The 14746-nt window shown below is 46.5% G+C and carries 16 protein-coding genes; 3 read left to right on the forward strand and 13 right to left on the reverse strand.

What is annotated here, in order from left to right; all coding sequences use genetic code 11:
- Positions 1-34: 34 nt before the first annotated feature.
- The 4 genes from L6I86_RS16535 to L6I86_RS16550 form a co-directional block, all read right to left on the reverse strand.
- On the reverse strand, positions 35-1021 hold the full coding sequence (locus L6I86_RS16535; RefSeq protein WP_236288818.1) for a DMT family transporter: 987 nt from the start codon (positions 1019-1021) through the stop codon (positions 35-37).
- Positions 1000-2763: a UbiD family decarboxylase gene (locus tag L6I86_RS16540; RefSeq protein WP_236288820.1), complete on the reverse strand. Its 1764-nt coding sequence runs from the start codon at positions 2761-2763 to the stop codon at positions 1000-1002. The genes L6I86_RS16535 and L6I86_RS16540 overlap by 22 nt, the downstream gene beginning before the upstream one ends.
- Before the next feature lie 106 nt (positions 2764-2869).
- Positions 2870-3769, reverse strand: a complete 900-nt coding sequence (locus L6I86_RS16545; RefSeq protein WP_056613514.1) for a COX15/CtaA family protein — start codon at positions 3767-3769, stop codon at positions 2870-2872.
- A 659-nt stretch (positions 3770-4428) separates the two neighbouring features.
- A complete protein-coding gene (locus tag L6I86_RS16550) occupies positions 4429-4773 on the reverse strand; it encodes a thioredoxin family protein (RefSeq protein WP_056613511.1) in 345 nt (114 codons plus the stop codon).
- Positions 4774-4956: 183 nt separating this feature from the next.
- On the opposite strand from L6I86_RS16550, the gene L6I86_RS16555 reads away from it, so the two are divergent.
- Together L6I86_RS16555 and L6I86_RS16560 are read left to right on the forward strand one after the other, a co-directional pair.
- Positions 4957-5796 (forward strand): SPFH domain-containing protein, encoded by an 840-nt coding sequence (locus L6I86_RS16555; protein ID WP_056613469.1) that lies wholly within the window; start codon positions 4957-4959, stop codon positions 5794-5796.
- Positions 5797-5808: 12 nt separating this feature from the next.
- Positions 5809-6000 carry a type II toxin-antitoxin system antitoxin gene (locus L6I86_RS16560; protein WP_056613468.1) on the forward strand — a complete coding sequence of 64 codons (192 nt, stop codon included), beginning with the start codon at positions 5809-5811 and terminating at the stop codon, positions 5998-6000.
- 48 nt (positions 6001-6048) lie between these two features.
- Here L6I86_RS16560 and L6I86_RS16565 read toward each other — a convergent pair whose 3' ends face one another.
- The 6 genes from L6I86_RS16565 to L6I86_RS16590 form a co-directional block, all read right to left on the reverse strand.
- Positions 6049-6477, reverse strand: a complete 429-nt coding sequence (locus L6I86_RS16565) for a DUF4183 domain-containing protein (protein WP_236288822.1) — start codon at positions 6475-6477, stop codon at positions 6049-6051.
- Between the two features lie 5 nt (positions 6478-6482).
- On the reverse strand, positions 6483-6857 hold the full coding sequence (locus L6I86_RS16570; RefSeq protein ID WP_236288824.1) for a DUF4183 domain-containing protein: 375 nt from the start codon (positions 6855-6857) through the stop codon (positions 6483-6485).
- A 122-nt stretch (positions 6858-6979) separates the two neighbouring features.
- Positions 6980-8206: a hypothetical protein gene (locus L6I86_RS16575; protein ID WP_236288826.1), complete on the reverse strand. Its 1227-nt coding sequence runs from the start codon at positions 8204-8206 to the stop codon at positions 6980-6982.
- Positions 8207-8268: 62 nt separating this feature from the next.
- Positions 8269-9102, reverse strand: coding sequence for a hypothetical protein (locus tag L6I86_RS16580; protein ID WP_236288828.1), 834 nt, complete (start codon positions 9100-9102; stop codon positions 8269-8271).
- The gene (locus tag L6I86_RS16585) at positions 9099-9788 is read right to left on the reverse strand and encodes an ATP-binding cassette domain-containing protein (RefSeq protein ID WP_236288829.1); all 690 of its coding nucleotides are present in this window, start codon (positions 9786-9788) and stop codon (positions 9099-9101) included. The genes L6I86_RS16580 and L6I86_RS16585 overlap by 4 nt, the downstream gene beginning before the upstream one ends.
- Positions 9785-10171: a GntR family transcriptional regulator gene (locus L6I86_RS16590; RefSeq protein ID WP_236288831.1), complete on the reverse strand. Its 387-nt coding sequence runs from the start codon at positions 10169-10171 to the stop codon at positions 9785-9787. Before L6I86_RS16590 ends, L6I86_RS16585 begins: the two co-directional genes overlap by 4 nt.
- A 223-nt stretch (positions 10172-10394) precedes the next feature.
- Here L6I86_RS16590 and L6I86_RS16595 point away from each other — a divergent pair, with 223 nt between their 5' ends.
- Positions 10395-11696 carry a DUF2515 family protein gene (locus L6I86_RS16595; RefSeq protein ID WP_236288833.1) on the forward strand — a complete coding sequence of 434 codons (1302 nt, stop codon included), beginning with the start codon at positions 10395-10397 and terminating at the stop codon, positions 11694-11696.
- Positions 11697-11710: 14 nt separating this feature from the next.
- On the opposite strand, the gene L6I86_RS16600 is transcribed toward L6I86_RS16595, so the two are convergent.
- Genes L6I86_RS16600 through L6I86_RS16610 form a run of 3 tightly spaced genes read right to left on the reverse strand, consistent with a single transcriptional unit; the run spans position 11711 to position 14721 of the window.
- Entirely contained in the window at positions 11711-13405 is a 1695-nt protein-coding gene (locus tag L6I86_RS16600; RefSeq protein ID WP_236288835.1) for a putative polysaccharide biosynthesis protein, read from the reverse strand.
- Positions 13406-13451: 46 nt separating this feature from the next.
- Positions 13452-13931, reverse strand: a complete 480-nt coding sequence (locus L6I86_RS16605) for a DUF456 domain-containing protein (protein ID WP_236288837.1) — start codon at positions 13929-13931, stop codon at positions 13452-13454.
- A gap of 52 nt (positions 13932-13983) precedes the next feature.
- The gene (locus tag L6I86_RS16610; protein WP_236288839.1) at positions 13984-14721 is read right to left on the reverse strand and encodes a Cof-type HAD-IIB family hydrolase; all 738 of its coding nucleotides are present in this window, start codon (positions 14719-14721) and stop codon (positions 13984-13986) included.
- Positions 14722-14746 lie beyond the last annotated feature (25 nt).

Raw genomic sequence — 14746 nt, forward strand, 5'->3', positions numbered from 1 at the left:
TTATCAAAATACTAAGCGATCTAGCATAGCCCTGTTACTTCGTTAACGTCGTGGCTGTTGGTGCAGGTACTGGTGCTCGTCTGACGCTGGATGTTCGATCACGCTGCACGAAAAACATCGCGGCTAACACACCTACGCCTCCAAGATATTGACTTAACGAGATCGATTCTCCTAGAAAAATGAAACCTCCAAGTGCAGCTGTAACCGGAAGTAAATACCCATAGGCCGATGCTTTGAAAGGCCCCAGTTTGGCTAGACTCCAATTGTGTAAGGAGAAACCTACTGCTGTTGCCAGCAATGAGGTATAGATTAAGCTGATCCAACCCGTCTGTGAGATCGCGGCGAAGTAAGCACCATCTGCACGCAATAGCACGAACGGTAATAAAGACAGGGCTCCAGCGGTCATTTCAAGTGAAATTAATATCGGAAGCGGATATTTCACAACTAATCGGTTCATTCCAATGAGATAAATGGCTCCCATGAAACTGCGCATAAGCAGCAGAATATCACCGCGAAATGTCTCACTACCCAGGTGAAAGCCTTCGGCTCCCCCCGAGACAATGAGTATTACACTGCCGAGCGCTAAGGGGATTCCGATTAGGATTCGCCATGTAATCTTTACTTGCCTAGCCATGACAGCAATAAGCACTGTAATCACTGGCATAAAACCTCGCCCCAGCACGGCACCATTCGCAGCGTTGGAAAACTGTAAAGCATATTGCAGCAGAGCTTCCATCCCTACGGCATTCAGTATCCCTAACCCACAAATGAGCAGAAGATCGCGACCCGCAATTTGGAAACGAAGTGACCGCGAACGATAATAGAAGTAAGTATAGACCCACAGGATCGGTATCATACTCGCAAAGCGCAGTCCATTAAAGACGAGACTGTCCCATTCTCTTCCACCGATTTTGAGAGAAGCCAAATTGCCCCCCCAAAGTAAATAGACCAATACAAATCCCAAATGCGGATAGATCGCTCGTAATCGTCCCGAGCTCATCACGCGAAGTATTCCTTCCATCTGCGATCAACGAGTTCTACAATATCTTCCCGCGGGAACAACTCATCTGGATAGCCAGGCTTCATTCGCGCGTCAATGACAATAGGAACTTCATACGCAATATGATGTCGGTTCACACTGGATTGCGCGTACATATCACTTGCAGGGTTAAACCGTGTGAACACGGTCCATAAGAATTTCGTTTGGTCATTCGCGATGTCACTGGCATCATCGACAAGGATGACCATAGGCCATTGCTTCAATCGATCAGCTGCATTCGCAAGCAGACGTTGTGGCAGCTCTGGTTCAGCTGCATACGAGGCGCCAGAGACGAGCAGACAGCCGCCGCAATAAACAGCGATATGATGGATCTCAGGCAGTTCGCCCTCTGTGTATGCCCTTGGCAGCTCGCGTACTGGGTCACCTGTGCCAAGCAGTACGGCTTTCGAACCGTGGTTGAGCTGTCCACCGGTATAATCCAATGTATCATGTGATGTTTTATTAAATATAAACAAATCCCGAGCCGGATCGAAACGTTCTAATACGGTTTCTAACAACTGTGAGAAGTTCGCTAAGGTCGTCGGACGATCCGTCACGATCAAGAACTTCGTGAGGGATAACTGACCCTCACCGAGGATCCGGAACGCCGTGCCGAGCGCCTCACGGCTGTAGCTTTCGCGGACGACAGCGGCTGCGAGCGGGTGGAACCCGGTCTCGGCATACGTCCACAGGTCTTTCACCCCTGGCATCGCCATCGGGAACGCGGGCTCCAGCAATCTTTGCAAGAATTCGCCAAGGAAGTAATCCTCTTGGCGGGGCTTGCCGACGATCGTCGCCGGATAGATCGCGTCTTTGCGGTGCCACACATGATTCACGTTGAACACGGGGAAATCATGGGTGAGTGAGTAATATCCGAAGTGGTCGCCGAACGGCCCTTCGGGGCGTCTGAGATGCGGCGGAACGGAGCCGCATATCGCGAACTCCGCCTCGGCTACGAGGCGGTGCCCCCCATGGGGATTCTCCACCATGGGCAGCTTCTGCCCGAGGATGAGCGAAGCGAGCATCAGCTCGGGCAGGTGCTCGGGCACCGGCGCAATCGCCGAGGCGATGAGCGCTGGCGGGCCGCCCAGGAACACGGTGACGGGCAGCGCTTGGCCCAGCTTCTCGGCTTCGTGATAATGGAAGCCGCCGCCTTTGTGTATTTGCCAGTGCATCCCGGTTGTGAAGTCATCATACACCTGCATGCGATACATGCCCAGGTTATGATGACCGCCGTCGGGATGCTCGGTGTACACGAGCGGCAGCGTGACGAACGGGCCGCCGTCTTCTTGCCAGCTCGTCAGGACAGGCAGTCCTGCGAGCGGGTTGTCCTTCTTCAAGCCGCCGAGAATCGGCGCTTGATTCGGCTGGATCTTCTTTGTCCCGACTTTCATGAGGTCGAGGATAAGGCCTCTTTCACCCCACAGTGCTTTCGGCGTAGGGGGCATCAACGAGTTCGTCGCATTGATAACCGCTTTCATGAATTGCTCCGGCTTCGGACCGAAAGCCAGATCCACTCTTCTTGTTGTGCCGAAGAGGTTCGTCACGACAGGGAATGCGCTGCCTTTTACATTCGTGAACAATAAAGCTGGCCCTTGCTCGTCGATAACGCGACGATGGATTTCAGCAAGCTCGAGATTCGGATCCACGGGAGCCGAGATTTCGATCAATTCATTTTCGCGTCGTAACATCTCTATAAACGCTCGAAGATTAGTTGGTACCATGGGAACTTCCACCTTTGTCTATGTAATAGTTACTCATTCTTTCGGGATGAAAAAGGAAATGGCCTTCCGTTAGAAGGCCTTGTTATGCCTGTGCCGCATGATGCTGCTAGGCTTTGCGATCATATAGCGTTAGTACGCACAAATAACATAAGAATCCAAACATACAAGCCACAATAATGGCATGAATCATACCTGTGAATAAATATGCCACTTCATTCCCTAAGGACCAGGTTACGACTGCGCCGCTAATCACTTGAAGCGAAACGAGAATAAGAGCCCATTTGCTCCCGAACCACAGCTTGTCCGTAGGCTGATAATAACGCCGCGCTTGCAGATACAGAAATAATATACAAACGAAGAGCAGCAAAGCGGCAATTCGATGTGTAAATACGATTCCTGTTGCACCGCTCAGTTCTGGAATGACTTCGCCATTACATAATGGCCAGCCCGAGCAGCCGCCAGAAGAAACGGTATGACGCACGAATGCTCCCAAATAAACAACAATGTAGCTATAAATAGCGGTAAACCAGACGATTACTTTAAAGCTAGTATGAATCTGCGTTGTCCGTACAAATTGTCCCCACGGGGTAAACACGAGTGCAAGCAGCAGGGAGAAAGCAAAGGCGAGCAAGGATAATCCGAAATGAAGTGCCAGGACAAGGGAGGATTGCGGCCAAACTACGGCCAACGCACCCATTGCTGCTTGAATCAAGGTCATAACCACTGTTGCTGTGATGAAGAATTTAGCATCTCTACGCTTCACATAGCGAAATACTAAGTAAAACGTTGCAACAAGTATCATGGTCACAATACCTACAACTAAGCGATGGCTATACTCGATAAATGAAGAAATGGTATGTGCTGGGATGAATTTACCATGGCACAACGGCCATTCATCTCCACAGCCCCGACCTGCGTCAGCCTTGGTTACTAAGGCCCCCATAGCAAGAATAAGAAACATGCCGATGGCTGATAAATTAGCTAATCTTTGGATCCATTTTTGCATGATTGCACCTACTTTATGTCATATCTACTGAAGATCATGTCGAATACTGTAGTTCCGCTTTCAATTATAGCTGTAATATGAAGGCATTTCCATTCGCAATTGTTACAAAGCTCCGAAACCACAGGGAATCGATTTGTGGGCTAATCGCCGATGTGCGCCCAACACTTGGAAAAAACATTATAGTGTGTGTAGTATGGAAGCATTTATTCGGAAGTGAGATTTAGAAATGAAAAAAGGCTCGATTCCGAGCCTGACTATCCTTTTGATGATGCGTCGCACATTTTAAGTCGATTATATCGACTAATTCCACTCGTTGCGCACTGTTTCACCCGCGTTAATAGACCTTTAGTCCGATTCCACCGAACTATTTCCCCTTTTTCCTAGAGAACAGGTTGTTTGGGGCGATTTAGTTTGGCTATTTCGGTCTAATTAAGCTTTAAAGATGCGAACAGTAGGATTAATTCGGTCATATCGGATTAAATAGGTTCTGGTCAGTGAGTATTGTGACTCTAGATAAACTAGATGAAAACACTATTTCAGTGCGACATGGGCTTTGATAGGTGCGTTAGCGAAATCAAAAAAACACCGCCATCGGATTGATCCGACGACGGTGTCACGTATGCTTACTCCATCTGGTGTTAATTATGCCTTACTCCTCTTTAAGGAGCTAGCGCGTTCGAAACTTCGATTGCACGGTCAAGGAATTGTTCGATTTCCTCACGGGTTTTACGAAGCTTGCTTACGAAACGAACAACTTCTTGGCCGTTACGGAAAGCAATGAAACTCGGGATGCCTAAGATGTTCAATTGTTCACACAAATCTGGAAACTCATCGCGATCCAGTTCAATGAACGTAAGACGGCCTTCATAAGCTTGCTCTACTGCTGGCATAAACGGGTCAATATAGTGGCAATCCTTACACCATGTCGTTTTGAAAATGGCTATGGTCACACCGGATTGCGAAATTTGTTCTTGAAATTGTTGCTCAGTCGATACTTTACGCATGGGACACCTCTTCACTTCTGGCATTTACTCTCTTATAGCATGCGAAAAAATCAGTGTCAAGCGACGCACCACCGCCGGCCGCACCTATTCCTCATATGGAGGTATAATTATATTTTACAATTTAAGTAAAAAGTGATATCATTTAAATATCACAATAATATACATTATGGGGGTCTTCAACGTATGAAAGAAACGAAAGCATGGGCACTCAATGGTTTTATCGGCTTACTCTTATTTTTCGCCGCGCTCGGGTTAGGTATTTACAGTTTCACACAAGAGAGATTTTTGATTGGGGCTATTTTGATCGTAGTAAGCATCATCTCCCTGACAACAGTTAATGTCGTTCAGCCGAATCAAGCTTCAGTCATTACTTTTTTCGGGAGCTATCTAGGGACGATTCGCAAAAGTGGCATGTGGCTCGTAATTCCCTTCTCTTCACATAAGAAAATATCGCTGCGGGTTCGCAATTTTAACAGTGTCAAATTAAAAGTGAATGATATCGATGGGAATCCGATTGAAATTGCTGCTGTAATCGTGTTTAAAGTCGTAGATACGTACAAAGCTTTGTTCGATGTAGATAGTTATGAGAAATTCGTTGAAATTCAAAGTGAGACTGCACTACGTCATGTAGCTAGCAAGTATCCTTATGATCGTTACGAAACAGAAGGTTACTCGTTAAGAGGGAACGCCGATGAGGTTGCTGCTGAGCTGAGCACGGAGCTTCAACATCGTCTTTCCGTTGCAGGTGTTGAGGTGATTGAGTCTCGTCTCACTCACCTGGCCTACTCCACCGAAATTGCCAGCGCCATGCTGCAGCGCCAGCAAGCTTCTGCGATTTTATCAGCACGCTCCATTATTGTCGAAGGCGCCGTGGGCATGGTTCAACTGGCTGTCGAACAATTGGAAGCGAAGGGCTTGCAGCTTGACGAGGAGCGTAAAGCTGCCATGATCAACAATCTCCTAGTTGCGATTGTGTCTGATCGTTCTGCGACTCCGGTCATTAATACCGGAACGTTGTACTAACGGAGCCATGTCATGGCCCCCAAGAAGAATTTCCCGCTTCGACTAGATCCGAAGCTGCACCAAGCTCTTGAGCAGTGGGCTGAGGACGAGTTCCGAAGTGTTAACGGACACATTGAATATTTACTCCGAGAAGCGCTCCTCCGTTCGGGAAGGCTCTCCAAATCTGTAGCCGCGCAGCAAGCGAATGAAGAATTGGACAACTAACAAAAAAACATCTTACATGCTGCAGCCTGTAAGATGTTTTTGTTTTTCTTACGTTGTAACATCAATCGCTGGTGCAGAAATGGTCTGTGGTGTAGTAATTACAGAGCTTGTATTTGAGAAATCTGCAACTTCGAGAACGACAGGTGTACCAACTGATGCTCCAATCGTATCAAGTACCAATGAAGCCGTTGTTAAAGTCGAAAGACCCTCCTGTTGTAACACACCATTGACATACACGTTAAAGTATCCGTCAGTAGGCACGGCTGGTAGTGAGTTCACGGGTACGGGATTTCCATCATCATCAAGGAACTCTTCTGCAAGAATAGTTGTTTCCGTAGGCGAAATCATAGTTACAGTAAGCAGTGCGTTGTATCTCGTCACTTCAGGATTCACGGTTGTTGTTACTGTACCGTTCGAAGCAACGGGAGCATTAGCCAACGCAGCTGTAATAAAAAGCTTAATAAGTGAGGCTGCCATCTAATTCACCCCCTTCCCAATCTTCGCTTATAAATTCGAATGCTTTGCACGATGATGGGAACACCTTTTTCAGGCACATCCTTCGAGGTTAACGTTAAAGAGCCTTTATCTATTTGATAGAGCGTGCTAGGCTGGAGTACACCGTTAACGAAAACTTGGGCGAAAGTAACAGCTTTGGGGTCAGGTATTGATTGAGCGCCATAACCTTTGGTTCGATCCTCATCCGTATAGCAACGCTTGTCTCCATCTGAAATGGCGTAAAAGAAATACGTTTTGGATCCATACTTGGCCTTAAGAACCCGTTCTTTGCTCTTTTTCGGCCTTCGGACAGTAGTTTCAAGACATTTTCGCTTCCGGATAGGAATCACCTCACTGACCACTCATAGATTAGGATATTCTATGCGAGAAACTTTTCCTTTAATTGGATATTCACCTTAGTACGTATCCCCATTTATGACATACAAAACCCCCTGATCCTTGTGATTAGGGGGTTTTCTACCTTTTATTTCTGCACTTTGATTCCGTTCGCATTGATATAACCAATACTATTCTGATCCTTACGCTCAACTTCTCCCTGATAGAGGATGTTCCCCGTTTGCAGATCAACGATTGCAGCGGCTGGTTTGGTACGACCGGACATGAGTATGTACAATCGATCCTTCTCTACTACGCTATAATTGACTCTACCCCACTCTTTCTGAATAGCTTGAAGAGGTAATTGAACATCAAGAATCACTTTATTCTCCCCTACATTTACTACCATGACGTGAGTGTCTTTATTTTCCGATATAGCAGCCAATGATAGCTCCTGATTGACATACTGGATAGACATCCCCATCGAGTTATCCTCCATCAAAAAGCTATGCAGAGGCTCACTCTGCAGTGTCCGCCATTGTCCGTTCCAAATATCGTATACACGAATCTCCCGGTTTACTAACCCTTCATTTCTCTTTACGGTCTGACTTTCTACCTTATCTACGATTTTATTTTCACTGCGATCAAATATCGCATATCCACTTGGGCCAATCTGAGCATTGCCCGATATATACCAGGTAGTTGTTCTTTTTTCATTCTCTTGTGTCTCAGCAGAGAGGATCTGCTCGCTTTTCAGCAAACTTTGGCTTGTAAGATCAATCGTATACATATCGTATCCAACATGATAGAACTGCGGATATTTGTCGGTTCGCATACGATTAACAAGTACCTTCATAATCTGATCTTTGACCTGAACATCATGGATACTTATATATTCATCGTTTTTCTTGTCTGTAAGAACCTGAAATGAAGATGTTTCTTGGTCCAATTTCCCCATTATTGAGATGGTTAACTGGTTAGATTGCTTCTTCGATACATCATTGTGAGCTTCAGTGCCCACAAACGCAAGTACCTGATCATCCTCATAAAAGGCATTCACATCATTCTTCCCTCGCATGAAAGAACGATGCTCTTTGACAAGCCTTCTCAAATCGTCCTCATAGTAAGCTTCAGCATCAAGCCTTTCCAAATAGGAGAGTTGCTCAACTTCCGACTCGCTCCCCTTCGTAGAAACTGTAGTCGTTATGCCATCCATATTTACCTTTATTTGCAGCCCAGCAGCATCGCTTTCTAAGCCTTTCATCGTCTTCAACACATATTCTTGCCTCTGATCACCAGTACCTGACACATAATACGTTCCCATAGCTAATACACAAAAAGGTATCAGTGTAGCAAGCAGCCAGTATCGTTTCATGCGTGCACCTCCTTAGCATTGTCTTTGAAAGCTTTTCATGAGAATTTCGAGAATTCGAGAATTTACACCGTCACCTTTTTTCGCAGCAAATAGGAACTAAATCCTATTGAAACGGCGATCATACACAGCCCGATGAATACCTGCAACAGCACGATTTCGCTTGGAAATAAAGGAAGTGTAATTCCTAATTGACTTATTTCTTGTGGCAAAACAATCACGATCAGAACCGCTGCACCGTACAGAACACCTGCAACAATACCTTTCCATCGATAACTTCGTTCCAGAAGAATTGCAGTAAAGAGTACAAAGACACCTAGTATTCCGGCACCATAATATAAAATAAACTGCATCACATAGGTAGGCATAAACAAATTCAACAAAGGATCTCTGCGGATCAGTTCTCCGATCGAAACCGCTTCTCGAAGCTCCACTGGAATGATCGCAAGGAAGGAGGCCAATTGAAGCGGAATCACCACAAATTGTAGGGAAACAAAGCCAAATACAAACAGCACAATCGCACTTAATTTAGCGAAGTATACGTTCATCCGTGATGTTGGCAGCATAAGCAGTCGATAAGCAAACGTATTCCGGCCGAACCATTCCTTGTACCAAATCATGAAAATATATAAGACCAGAACGATTGCACATAAACTGATGGCTCCTTCGTACCAGACAGAATGAAAAATAAAGATAAGATTCAATCTTTGAAATTTTTCCGCGTATTGCGCTTCTGTTCCACCATTTCTGTCCACCCAAGTATGTGCATCACTGAGATAGGATTGGGCTGTAAGCCAAATCCCCACAAACTGAGATACCACTAACAGGAGTGCCAAGGCACCATACAGTTTGCTAAACCGCACAATTTCCCAGTTCAACAGCTTGATAAAGTATTTCAAGTCATATACACCTCTCTCATGACATCCACCACGGACTTACCTTCGTTCGACCGCATTTCCTCTGGATAAAACTGTTTCCTAACCCGACCTTGATCCAGCAAAACCACTTTATCAATTAAATGCTCGATATCATGGATTTCGTGGGTCGTGATCAGAACACCGCGGTCTTCCATCAAATGGCTGGTAAATACGGCTGTAATTTGCTCACGACTGAACATGTCGATCCCCGAGAATGGCTCGTCCATGAGTAAATAGTCGGCATCCAATGAAAGTCCCAGCAGCAGATTCGCCTTTGCAGAGTTTCCTTTGGACAAGCTCGAAAGTCGATCCTCAGGATTTAATTTGAAAAAGACGATCAGCTCTTCCGCCCTGTCTTCATTCCAGTTCACATAGAAATCCTTCATAAACAGCATGGCTTCCTTTATTTTCATGTGTGAGGGCATCGTTAAGGTATCAGGAATGAAGACAACCTTCTCATACGTTTTCGTAGTTGGAACCTGACCATCCACACGTATGGCTCCGCCTTGCATCGAGGTCAGCCCCATGATCGCCTTCATGATCGTAGATTTGCCCACGCCATTTATCCCAATCAAACAGGTGATTTGGCCTTTCTCCGCGGTAAAGGAAACGAGATCCAACACATTTTTTCGGCCATATCGCTTCACAAGTCCATCCACTTCAATCATTCCGAAACCTCCCTTCCGCGTTCAGCCTCATAATTTTCTTTAACTACACGCAGTAATTCATCCGTTGGGAGACCAATCTTACTTATGGATTGAACGAACACGCCTACGGCCTCTTGAATCAGTTCTTCACGAATAGTATTCAAAATGTGCTTATCCGTCGTTATCCGACTCGGGGAATTACCTGCAGTTGTGATCAACTTCTGCTCCTCCATTTCTTTATAAGCCTTCTGTGCGGTATTGGGATTGATTTGAAGCAGCCCTGCTAACTCACGCCGCGACGGGATTTCTTGTCCGCCTTTCAGCCTGCCAGTGGCCATTTCCTCTTTGAAATACCTGACAACCTGCAGATAAACGGGATCGCGATTATTAAACGTAATGTTCATCTAACCATCTCCTATGTTCCTTTCTAGGTAAAACTGGAATTATTTAGTGTGTGTACTAATTGGTTCATACACTTTAAGTGTACTATACTACCCATACACTTATTCTGTCAACATTTGGATATTCTAAGGAAGTATTTACTCTGATTTTACTCCCTTTGACATACCTAACTAGTTACATGCAAATAATAGAAAGAAGGATTTTGTTTCTAGAAAGGAGGCCATAATGAGAGTCAATCTTCCACCAAAAAACAAGGATAATCAGGGGTTTTACGAGAAAATGCGAGGACTGCCAGGTGCAGTTGTACAGCTTGTTAAACAGCAGGCCGCTAAGTTCATGACTTCCTCAGAGCTTGCTGAACATGGATCATCGACTCCCAACATTGAAATCCCTCTTGCCGCACAAGACAGATTAGAAAAAGCGTTGCATCAACAAATTGCTCTACAACACGGAGGCGTCATAGCTCCCCCCACTACTGTTCAAGAACAACAGATTGTGGAACAAATCATCGCCCAAACTCAGATCAATAATCGCAATAACGTGACACGTACACAAGCCTACTGGGCTTGTTATCGTGATTATCCCGAGCTGCATTGGGCCTTGTTAGCCCACATGGTTTCCCGCAACGGAGGCTGGTGTATGACGGATTTACGTGGTGAACTTATGCCTCACCTGCTGAACAACGATGCCACGGAGTATATATTTTCCTTTCTTGAGCGCGCGAATGCCCTTATTTTCCAAGATGCTTACCCGCAATTACTGCTCTATGCTGAAAGCAAAAGAAGGCGGCTTAACCTATTTCATCTTCTTCCTCATTTACATATATCCGCTTGGATGCTCCCCATCTGGCAGGAATTCTGGATTTATCAAGATTCGGCACTGCTCACCATAGGTCTAATTGTCAATGAGCAGCATTATGTTGAGGAACGTGTTGTTCAGAATCCACTCTACAAACAAACGGTCTTAGATACCGCTCTGTTCAAAACACAAGGCTGGCTGCAGCTTAATCATGTCGGATTCCCTTTTCGTTCCACATCCATGGATCCACCTCAACCCCATCTTGCTGGCCTAATTCTTGAAAATTTCTCAAAGCTCTCCGAACGCATCGAATTCGGCAAAAGCCTATACGCGATTCTGTTTGGAGCTCCAGGTGTGCTTCAAGGCGCTTTAGCTTTCGCCTCCGCTACTCCACACACCGGTTCTCGTTCCGACTACTGGCCTCATCTGTTCGCTCCCATACGAAAAACCCCTCCTGATCGCAAATATCAGGAGAGGCTCGATGGCCACAGCCTCAAGAAAGGAGCTGCGCCGTTCTATAGTCCCCCGCTTCACTCAGCATGGCCTGACAGGCCAATGGCTCCAGTTGAGCGAGGTGATTGGTTTAAGCTTGAACATGAACCTTTACAGCATATCAGCTCGATGAAGGTTCCACGTGCTTTCGATTTGACGCAAGATCTGTGCCTAGGATTGAGCAAAATTGAACTCGCTGTTCTAAGTGCACAAGCGATTAAGAAGATCATTCGCTAACAAGTGTGATGCGGTTACGAACGTTTTAACAAACGACTCGCTTTCGCAATGAGCTTCTGTACGGGTGATGGAAAACTCTTCACATCATCCTTCGTAACCACTCGCGTCATCATGAGCATAAGGGGATACAAAGCCACTGTTAATCCACAGATCAGCACCGCTTGGATACCCTGATTCAAGCGGAACCAAGGCGATGGTACCACATAATTATGCGTCAGCCATTCCGCTGCAAAGCCAAGCACGCCGATGACAATGATCGTAAGGATAAGTCCACCGAACCGACGTCCCAGAATGGTGAACGATACTTCCTTGCGGAGTGAACGTATATTCAGCCATGACATCGCGATAAAGCATAGCCCTGTTGAGATGATGATACCGTAGATACCAAACCAATGCCCGAGCACGAGGCTGCCAAGCAGCTTGATGGCAATGCCGACACCCACATGAGCCATCAATGGCTTCATCCTTCCCATACCCATCAGAACGGCTCCTGAGGTCTGCATAACGATCTGGAACATCGCACCTGCCGTCAGCAAGGAAATCATCGCAGGTCCATGGGCGATGCCATAGGCGGAATCCTCATGCCCAAAGAGGAAGAAATCGAGCGGTCTAGCCGCAATACTGATCATCAGTACGGCAGGAAGACCAGATAAAATCGCAAGCTGTAACACGCGCGTCGTCTGCTGGCCGACCTGTTTCAAATCTTTGCGTGAATACGCAGCCGAAATGATAGGTACAACGGATTGACTCAAGGCGATCGCCAAAATAATCGGAATCCCCGCGAGCGATTGTGCGCGTCCACCAATAATTCCGACTAAGCCTAAAGCCTCCGCGGCACCGATCTTATCTTCAAGCAACGGAATAATCATCGACGTATCGATCGCATACACCAGCGTTACGGTGACGGAGAAGACGACGATTGGGATTGAGAGCTTTAACAAGCTTCGATATATATCCCGATACCTGAACATTTCACCTGGTTGATCACCTGCACGTGTTGCTCCAATTTGTTCTGCCGCGGCTTGTGATGTTGCCCCGACGGATTGGCGTGTTTGCGCATCATTTCGTTTCAGCTTCATAGCGTAGTACAACATGACGGCAAGTGCGGCAATACCCCCGACAACACCTCCGAAGGAAGCCCCTGCCACACCCCAACCCAGTGAAATATTGAGCAAGAAATAAGCAAGTAAAATGGACGTAATCAATCGGAATATTTGTTCCACCACTTGCGAAATACCATTAGGCATCATATGTTGTCTGCCTTGGAAGTAGCCGCGCATAATGGCAATCAGCGGGAAGAACAACATCGCTGGTGCAATGGCTCTAGTCGCTAGCGTAGCATCCGGTCCACCGTGCGAGATATTCTCAGCATAAATAGGTGCGAAGACGTATAACAGAACAGTCATCCCAGCTCCAGCTACGACAGCAAACCAAATTGCTGCCCGATAAATCCTTTGCGCTTCTTGCGGTCGACCGATGGCTCTCTTCTCGGCAACCATTTTACTTAATGCACTCGGAATACCCGCTGTTGCGATAACGAGCAAGATTGAATATAAATTAAAAGCAATGGAATAGCTGCCCATCCCTTTTTCCTCAAGCAGATGCACCAGCGGTATTCGCTGGAAAACGCCGAGAAACCGCGCTACAAGCGCGGCTACGGTGAGAATGAGCGTCCCTTTTACAAGGGAATCTTTGGTTACCTTCGTCAAGTCCGTTCCTTCTCTCTCTTACAGTTTTCTTACGTCCTTCTAAGCCTCAAAAGATCCACAGAAAGAAAATAATAATCATAGCCAGCTGCAAAACAATTTTCACCACAGAGCTGGCAAAAAAACCAAGCACAGACCCAATTCCTGCGCGTACGGCGTTCTGCCAGGAGGTTCCAGCAATTAATTCACCGACTACAGCGCCAATGAAGGGTCCTAGGATAATCCCGAACGCCGGAATCACGAAAGGACCAATGATCAAACCAATCGTGCTTCCGACGATTGCCGGTTTAGAGCCGCCGAATTTTTTGACCCCTAATGCACTAACCGCGTAATCCGCCACGATAATAATAATGACAACCAAGGTCTGGATCAACCAGAACCAGAAGCCGAAGTGCTCCCAAGTAATCAGCCAGCCATAAATGAAAAAGGCAGCATAAATAGCCAGTACACCAGGCAGAATCGGATAAACGGCCCCCACCATTCCGATGACAAATAAAAGAATAACGACAATCCAACCCAAGGTAATCATGCTCAGTTCATTCCTCCATTATAGCGTCAATGTGGTGGATCTTGATCCTGGGCTAGGTGAGCAGGTAAGTGCGAATGACTTGTGCGACAGCATGCTCATTGTTCGTCACTGTCGTAATATCAGCGATCCGCTTCACTTCTTCCTGGGCATTTCCCATAGCCACACCTAGTCCTGCTTCACGAATCATCGCAATATCATTTTCGCTGTCACCCATAGCAATCACCTCGGACATCGCAATGCCCAGAAGTTGACACACCGTTTCTACACCCGTTGCTTTGCTGATGCCGAGCGGGTTCAATTCCAAGTTCGACGGATGTGAATTGGTGATTTCAAGCGTCCCCCAACTCGACACCACATCGCGAATGCGTTGCAATTTCTCTGCATTATCTGTGAAGTAACCAAATTTAAGCCATTCATGCTGATCCATATCCAGCCCTTCGCTCTCGCGATTGAACACACCTGCTACGGAATACGCCCACCACCAGCAGTCATTTTCAACTGCCAGTTGGTGTAAATTACGTATCGTTTCAATCGGTACTAGCGTCCGTTTCAGCAACGTATCTGGCGATGCCCACACTTCACTGCCATTTACCACAACAAGGGGCGTTGAGAGCCCCAGCTCCTTAACGAAAGGCATAGCGCTGATGGCTCCGCGTCCCGTGGACATGATCACCACTTTACCTTGTGCAGAGGCTTCGCGAATCGCTGCTTGATTCTCCGCAGATATTTTCTTGTCCTCGTTCAGTAAGGTGCCATCCATATCAAGTGCGATTAATTTATAGGTTCCCATTCGCGCCAACTCCTGTCTCATGCTG

Source organism: Paenibacillus allorhizoplanae, from assembly GCF_927798215.1.
In the GTDB taxonomy this organism is placed as follows: domain Bacteria; phylum Bacillota; class Bacilli; order Paenibacillales; family NBRC-103111; genus Paenibacillus_E; species Paenibacillus_E allorhizoplanae.

Bases quoted from the DNA above. Each gene is read 5' to 3' on its own strand.
- L6I86_RS16595 (WP_236288833.1), top strand. From the start codon at position 10,395: ATGAGAGTCAATCTTCCACCAAAAAACAAGGATAATCAGGGGTTTTAC.
- L6I86_RS16540 (WP_236288820.1), bottom strand. From the start codon at position 2,763: ATGGTACCAACTAATCTTCGAGCGTTTATAGAGATGTTACGACGCGAA.
- L6I86_RS16545 (WP_056613514.1), bottom strand. From the start codon at position 3,769: ATGCAAAAATGGATCCAAAGATTAGCTAATTTATCAGCCATCGGCATG.
- L6I86_RS16590 (WP_236288831.1), bottom strand. From the start codon at position 10,171: ATGAACATTACGTTTAATAATCGCGATCCCGTTTATCTGCAGGTTGTC.
- L6I86_RS16605 (WP_236288837.1), bottom strand. From the start codon at position 13,931: ATGATTACCTTGGGTTGGATTGTCGTTATTCTTTTATTTGTCATCGGA.
- L6I86_RS16555 (WP_056613469.1), top strand. From the start codon at position 4,957: ATGAAAGAAACGAAAGCATGGGCACTCAATGGTTTTATCGGCTTACTC.
- L6I86_RS16575 (WP_236288826.1), bottom strand. From the start codon at position 8,206: ATGAAACGATACTGGCTGCTTGCTACACTGATACCTTTTTGTGTATTA.
- L6I86_RS16565 (WP_236288822.1), bottom strand. From the start codon at position 6,477: ATGGCAGCCTCACTTATTAAGCTTTTTATTACAGCTGCGTTGGCTAAT.
- L6I86_RS16585 (WP_236288829.1), bottom strand. From the start codon at position 9,788: ATGATTGAAGTGGATGGACTTGTGAAGCGATATGGCCGAAAAAATGTG.
- L6I86_RS16560 (WP_056613468.1), top strand. From the start codon at position 5,809: ATGGCCCCCAAGAAGAATTTCCCGCTTCGACTAGATCCGAAGCTGCAC.
- L6I86_RS16550 (WP_056613511.1), bottom strand. From the start codon at position 4,773: ATGCGTAAAGTATCGACTGAGCAACAATTTCAAGAACAAATTTCGCAA.
- L6I86_RS16610 (WP_236288839.1), bottom strand. From the start codon at position 14,721: ATGGGAACCTATAAATTAATCGCACTTGATATGGATGGCACCTTACTG.
- L6I86_RS16535 (WP_236288818.1), bottom strand. From the start codon at position 1,021: ATGGAAGGAATACTTCGCGTGATGAGCTCGGGACGATTACGAGCGATC.